This is a genomic window from Trinickia sp. (assembly GCF_036503415.1).
In the GTDB taxonomy this organism is placed as follows: domain Bacteria; phylum Pseudomonadota; class Gammaproteobacteria; order Burkholderiales; family Burkholderiaceae; genus Trinickia.
In genome coordinates this window covers 1-5,358 of the sequence record NZ_DASXWY010000142.1, presented here as the reverse complement: position 1 = coordinate 5,358, position 5,358 = coordinate 1, and the positions used below count along the sequence as shown (strand labels likewise).

6 protein-coding genes and 1 pseudogene are annotated in these 5,358 nt (G+C 62.6%); 1 reads left to right on the top strand and 6 read right to left on the bottom strand.

Features of this window, described 5'->3' with window-relative positions; translation table 11 throughout:
* Positions 1-8: 8 nt before the first annotated feature.
* The 6 genes and pseudogenes from aroQ to VGL01_RS17580 all read right to left on the bottom strand — a co-directional run.
* A complete protein-coding gene (aroQ, locus tag VGL01_RS17605) occupies positions 9-452 on the bottom strand; it encodes a type II 3-dehydroquinate dehydratase (RefSeq protein ID WP_331571538.1) in 444 nt (147 codons plus the stop codon).
* A 19-nt stretch (positions 453-471) separates the two neighbouring features.
* Positions 472-1,305, bottom strand: coding sequence for a shikimate dehydrogenase (gene aroE / locus VGL01_RS17600; protein ID WP_331571542.1), 834 nt, complete (start codon positions 1,303-1,305; stop codon positions 472-474).
* Positions 1,305-2,525 (bottom strand): CoA transferase, encoded by a 1,221-nt coding sequence (locus VGL01_RS17595; RefSeq protein ID WP_331571536.1) that lies wholly within the window; start codon positions 2,523-2,525, stop codon positions 1,305-1,307. Before VGL01_RS17595 ends, aroE begins: the two co-directional genes overlap by 1 nt.
* Complete coding sequence (locus VGL01_RS17590) at positions 2,525-2,983, bottom strand: MaoC family dehydratase (protein WP_331571534.1); 459 nt, start codon at positions 2,981-2,983, stop codon at positions 2,525-2,527. Before VGL01_RS17590 ends, VGL01_RS17595 begins: the two co-directional genes overlap by 1 nt.
* Position 2,984: 1 nt before the next feature.
* A complete protein-coding gene (locus VGL01_RS17585; protein WP_331571540.1) occupies positions 2,985-3,377 on the bottom strand; it encodes a VOC family protein in 393 nt (130 codons plus the stop codon).
* A 72-nt stretch (positions 3,378-3,449) separates the two neighbouring features.
* A pseudogene (locus VGL01_RS17580) lies at positions 3,450-4,379 on the bottom strand (ketopantoate reductase family protein); the annotation flags it as partial.
* Between the two features lie 95 nt (positions 4,380-4,474).
* Here VGL01_RS17580 and VGL01_RS17575 point away from each other — a divergent pair.
* Positions 4,475-5,358, top strand: an 884-nt coding sequence (locus VGL01_RS17575; RefSeq protein WP_331571532.1) for a LysR family transcriptional regulator, incomplete at its 3' end; no start/stop codon positions are given.

Genomic DNA, 5,358 nt, shown 5'->3' with positions numbered 1-5,358 from the left:
TCGACCACTTACTTCCTATCGACTTCCGCGACGGCCGCGCGCAAAGCGATGAGATAGCTGTGCATTCCGAATCCACAAATCTGTCCCGTCACGATTTCCGCGAAAACCGAGTGATGCCTGAACGGCTCGCGCGCATGGATGTTGGACATATGCAGTTCGACGACTGGGCAAGCGAGGATGGCGAGTGCATCACGGATCCCGTAGCTATAGTGCGTCCAGGCGCCTGCGTTGATCAGGACGGCATCCTGCTTCTCTTCGAAAGCACGATGGATGCGTTCGCACATCTTCGCTTCGCTGTTCGTCTGGAAGGACTCCACCTGCGCGCCCAGCTCAAGCCCCAAGGCCTGCAGCTTGGCGTCGATCTCGGCCAGCGTGATGGTTCCGTATTGGACCGGATCGCGCTTACCGAACATATTGTGATTGATGCCGTGCAGCATCAAGACCTTCTTCATTCGGATCTCCGTCACGTGTTCAATCGAAGGGAACGGTAAGCTGGTCGATGACGGACCGCGTCTCGGGCCGAATGCCACGCCACCATGCGAATGCTTCTGCCGCCTGTTCCACCAGCATGCCGACACCGTCCGCGATGCCCAGCACGCCCGCATTGCGCGCGAGGCGCAGGAAGGGAGTCAGTCCCTTGCCGTAGGCCAGTTCGTAGGCTGCTCCCTTCGGATCGAATACATTCGGAGGAACCGGTGGTAACTCACCAGTGAGGCTGGCCGACGTGGCGTTCACCACCAGGTCGAAGCGGCGCATTGCTGCAAGGTCTCCGTAGCCGCAGGCGAGAAGTGAGGCGCGCGCTCCGACTTGCGCCACGAGCGCCTCGGCTTTGGTTACGTTGCGGTTCGCAATAACCAGTTCAACGGGCCGCGCCGCGAGGAAGGGAAGCAACGCGCCGCGCATCGCACCACCCGCGCCAAGGACCAGCACGCGCTTGCCGGCCATCGGCAGGTCCAGATTGACTTCGATATCGCGCACCAGTCCCACGCCGTCGAAGTTTTCCGCCACGATCCGGCCGTCTTCAAACCTCAGCGCGTTAGCCGCTCCGGCCAGTTGCGCTCGCTCGCTGCGGTCATCGGCCATCGCGAACGCCTTCAGCTTGAAGGGCGCCGTGACGTTCATCCCTTTGCCACCCGCGGCCCTAAAAGCGTTCACGGTCTCTTCAAACGCTCCCTGTGGGATGAGTGGACCTTCGATGGCCGTATAGGACATGTCCTGCTGCGTCTCTTGCGCGAAGAGACCGTGAATCAATGGGGATTTCGTGTGGCCGATCGGGTTGCCGATCACCGCGTACTGGTCAGTCATCATGGCCTCGCGTTTGAATACAGCACGCCGTCGGTCTGCATGGCGTCGATTTCGGCAGCGCCGAAGCCCAGTGACCGCGCCACTTCCGCGTTGTGCTGGCCAAGGTCGGGCGCGACCTCGCGGATCGTCGTATCGCAGTCGGAGAAGCGAAACGGCAAGTTCGGTAGACGCAGCGTGCCGTAGCGCGGATGCTGTTGCTCGACCACCATGCCCCGCGCGACGATCTGCGGATCGGCGAGCACTTCGTCGATGCGCTGTACCTTCGCGCAAGGCACGTCAATGCCATCGAGCAGTTCCAGCACCTGTGCCACCGGCCGGCTGGCAACCCAGGGCTGGACCACGGACAGAATGTCCAACCGGTTGGCATTGCGTCCCGCGCCGTCATGGAAACGCGTGTCGGCTCCGAAGCCGGACGGTCCGCCATTGGCCTCTACGAGGCCGGCGAAGCGTTTCCACGCGTCGTCCACCTGCGCCGCGATTACGAGGTCGCCATCGGCGGCACGGAACACCCCATAGAGCGTCGAAGTGGGCATGTCGTGACCAGTCTGTTCTGGAACGACGCCTTCCAGCGTGTAGCACTGCACCGCGTATTCGTGCATCGACATCAGCGTGTCGTAGAGTGCCATGTCGATGTGCTGCCCCCGGCCGCTCTTCACGCGACCGAGCAGCGCGGCGTTGATGGCCGCCACGGCGTGGATGCCGGTGTACATGTCGCCGAGCGAGATGCGCATCAGCGGCGGCGCCTCGCCTGGAGTGCCGATCATCTGCATGATGCCGCTCTTCGCTTCGGCAATCAGGCCGAAGCCGGCGCGATGCGCATCCGGTCCCGTATGACCATAGGCCGAGATCGAGCAGTACACGAGTTTCGGATTTCGCGCGGACAGCGCCGTGTAGCCCAGCCCGAGCTTGTCCAGAGCGCCCGGCCGGTAGTTCTCGACGAACACGTCCGCCGAGTCGCACAGGCGCTGCATGAAGTCCTTGCCCCGCGGATCCTTCATGTTGACGCTGACGCCACGCTTGCCCATGTTGAGCTGCAGGAAGTAGCCGCTTTGTTCGTCATCGAGCACGGTGGCATGCTGGCGTCCCGCGTCGCCGTTGCCGGGGCGCTCCACCTTGATGACTTCGGCGCCGAGCGCTGCGAGACATCGCCCCACGTACGGGCCTGCCAGAAAGTGGCTGTAGTCGACGACGCGAATACCTTCGAGAGGACGGGCTTGCATCAGAATGCTCCCGGTCGGCGCGGCACCATCAGGCGATGCTCACCATGCTGGACGACCTGGCCGTCCTGATTGATCAACTCGGACGGCAACACGACGATGCCCCAGCCGCGCCGACTCTTGCTCGCCCGCATCATGCCCACGCGGAATTTGACGTGCAGCACCTCGTTGACCCTGATGGGCAGATTGAAGTCCCAGGTCCAGCCGAGCGACATTCCCGGAAGGAAACGGTAGTCACTTTGCGTCTTGAGCCCATCGGCGATAGACAGTCCAAACAGGCCGTGTGCCACGATCGAGCCGAAGTGGCTCCTGTTCGCGTATTCCTCGTCCACATGCACCGGCGTGTGATCGCCAGTGAGTTCGGCATAGGCCAGAATGCGTTCTTTGGTCACCGTGTAGGTCGGGCTTACGCACTCGTCGCCCTCGCTGGCGTCATCCCAGTATCTATCCACGATCGTCATGTCACACCTCCGCGCGCGGGTTGATCTCGAGTGCCCGCGCGACGCATGAGGCCGGCTTCGCCTGGATCAGTTCAACGGCGAGGCCGTCCGGCAGATGCAACCAGTTGCGCCCCTGTGGCATTTCGCTGACGTCGTACCGTTGCGAGGCGGCGAGCGCGGCCTCCATGTCTTCACACATCACGCCCAGGTGTCCGAGCCGGCCCTCAGAAGCGTCATAGTTCGGGTTATGGATGAATTGCAGACCGCCAAGCGTCCAGTACTGCCGGGGTTCCTCGCGCGTGCCGTCGACCTCGCGCATCGTCATGCCGAGCACGTCTTCGAAAAAGCGGATGTGCCAGTGAATGTCCTTCACCCAGATGGCGACATGTTCCAGATAGGCCTTGCTGCCGTTCATGCGGTTGTCTCCTTTGTCGACCAGAGTTGGCGCTGAAGCGCCCACTGTGGTCCCATGCAACTTGCTGCTGTGTTGTCGGTCGGTCATGTCACGCTCGATGCCCTTGATGCAGGCCACGAGCGTCGCGTTGACCGGGGTCGGCACACCGTGCCGTTTCCCCCAGCGCACGACCGCGCCGTTGATAAAGTCGATTTCGGTGATGGAGCCTTTTTCGAGGCTTTGCAGCATCGAGGTCTTGAAGGCAGGGGAAAGTCCTTCGCCGGCGAGGGTCCACGGGCGCTCGGGATCTGTGGTGGAAAGCGTCACACCTGCGGCCCGGGCGACGGCCATTGCTTCGGCGACTGCTGCGAGCGCGGTCGTCTTGAGAAGCGGCTCTTCATACAGCTGGCCGTAGGTCAGGCCCGTGATGCCCGTCAGCGCGCCGGTCGCCACATTGACCAGGAGCTTGTCCCACATCGTGCCGACGATATTGGCGCTGACCGTGGTGGCGAGTCCGGCGGCGTTGAAGGTTTCGGCAATTGCGGTGGCGCGGGAAGTGATTTGACCGTCGAGTTCGCCAATGTAAGTGGCCTTGCCGGCGACGCCCGACTCGATGTGCCCCGGGCTGCGCATCACCCCGCCGACGTAGGTCTTGCCGGCCAGCACTCGATGCCCACCCACGATGTCAGCGAGAACATCCTCGTGCCCAAGGCCGTTCTGCAACGAAAGGACCAGCGTTTCGGGTCCGATCAGCTCCATTGCGCCGCGCATCGCGGCTTCGGTGTGGAACGACTTGACCAGCACCACGACCAGATCAACGGCGCCAGCCTCCGCGGCCCGCGTGGTGGCTCGGACCGTTACCTGGCGGGAACCATTGGGATCGTCCACCCGCAGACCATCGCGTCGCATGGCCGCCACGTGCGCCACCGATCGGTTCAGCAGCCAGACCTCGTTGCCACCTTCGGTCAGCGCCGCGCCAATCGCACAGCCCAGTGCACCTGCGCCCAGAATCGCAATCTTCACTACCGTCTCCTTGTTGAGGAGACCAAGATACGATTCGGTGTTCATGCCAGCAATGCAATGGATACAATGACGTCATTGCGTGAGGCAATACAGAAATGGATTCGACTGAACTCCCCGATCTGAAGCTATTACAGCTGTTCGACCTGCTCTATGACGTCCGCAGCGTCACCCGCGTGGCCGAGCAGCTTGGACAAAGCCAGCCGACCATCAGCATCTGGTTAGGTCGATTGCGGGAACATCTGCAGGACCCGTTATTCATCCGCACACCGGGCGGCATGGCGCCTACGCCGCAAGCCGATGCGCTCATTGGTCCATGCCGGGAAATCCTCGAATCGCTGCGGCGCTTCGTGGCGTGGGAGATCGCATTCGAGCCGGCCACCGCAAAACGGCGGTTCCGTATCTGCATGACCGACGCCAGTCACATCACGTTGCTTCCGCGGATGCTGGCGCATGTCCGCGCGCAGGCACCGGGCGTTCGTCTTGAAGCCGCCAGAATCGACGGCAATACGGAACGCGCGCTGGAATCGGGCGAAGCCGACCTCGCGATCGGTCACGCGCCCTGGCTGAGCGGTGGGATTTATCAGCAGCAGCTATACCAGCAGGATTGGGTGTGCCTGACGAATCGCCATCACCCGCGGCTGCACACGAAGTTGAGGTTGAAGCAATACAGCGCGGAGGGGCATGTCGCGATTACGGCGGGCACGGGCGCGCAGCTGTTGGAACAGGGGCTGGTGCGCGCACACGTCGAGCGCGATGTGGTGCTGGAGCTACCAGGTTTTCTTGGGCTCGGAGCAATTATCGAGAGCACCGACCTGATCGCCACGTTGCCGCGACACATCGGTGAGACGCTGGCGAAGGTCAATGATCTGGCGGTCCATCCGTGCCCGGTTCCCGTGGACCGTTTTGCTGTCCGGCAATATTGGCACGCCAGGTATCACCACGAAGCGGGCAATCGTTGGCTCCGCGCCGTGGTGGTGCA

What these genes read in the sequence shown, in the direction of transcription:
- aroQ (WP_331571538.1), bottom strand. Translation starts at nt 452, where the DNA reads ATGAAGAAGGTCTTGATGCTGCACGGCATCAATCACAATATGTTCGGT.
- aroE (WP_331571542.1), bottom strand. Translation starts at nt 1,305, where the DNA reads ATGACTGACCAGTACGCGGTGATCGGCAACCCGATCGGCCACACGAAA.
- VGL01_RS17595 (WP_331571536.1), bottom strand. Translation starts at nt 2,525, where the DNA reads ATGCAAGCCCGTCCTCTCGAAGGTATTCGCGTCGTCGACTACAGCCAC.
- VGL01_RS17590 (WP_331571534.1), bottom strand. Translation starts at nt 2,983, where the DNA reads ATGACGATCGTGGATAGATACTGGGATGACGCCAGCGAGGGCGACGAG.
- VGL01_RS17585 (WP_331571540.1), bottom strand. Translation starts at nt 3,377, where the DNA reads ATGAACGGCAGCAAGGCCTATCTGGAACATGTCGCCATCTGGGTGAAG.